The 267-nt window shown below is 64.4% G+C and carries 1 protein-coding gene; it reads left to right on the forward strand.

Annotated elements, in window-relative coordinates; all coding sequences use genetic code 11:
- A partial coding sequence (locus ACFIKI_RS08560; RefSeq protein WP_375666798.1) for a phage major capsid protein occupies positions 1-267 on the forward strand: 267 nt, incomplete at both ends.

Consider the following 267-nt stretch of genomic DNA (forward strand, 5'->3'; position numbering starts at 1 on the left):
GATGGGCGGCGTCCGCGCCGTGGCCAGCGAGATCCAGACCGCGACCGGCGCTCAGATGCTGTTCCCCACCGCTGACGCGACGTCCGAGGAGGGCGAGATCGTCGGCGAAAACGTCACAGTTTCGACGGGTGAGACGACGTTCGGCCAGGCGAATATGGGCGTCTACAAGTACAGCTCCAAGAGCATCGCGCTGCCCTTCGAGCTGCTGCAGGACTCGTTCATCGACATCGAGGCCTACATCAAGTCGCTGCTGGCTCTGCGCCTGGG

Source organism: Bartonella sp. TT121SHDZB (genome assembly GCF_042193415.1).
Lineage (GTDB): Bacteria > Pseudomonadota > Alphaproteobacteria > Rhizobiales > Rhizobiaceae > Bartonella.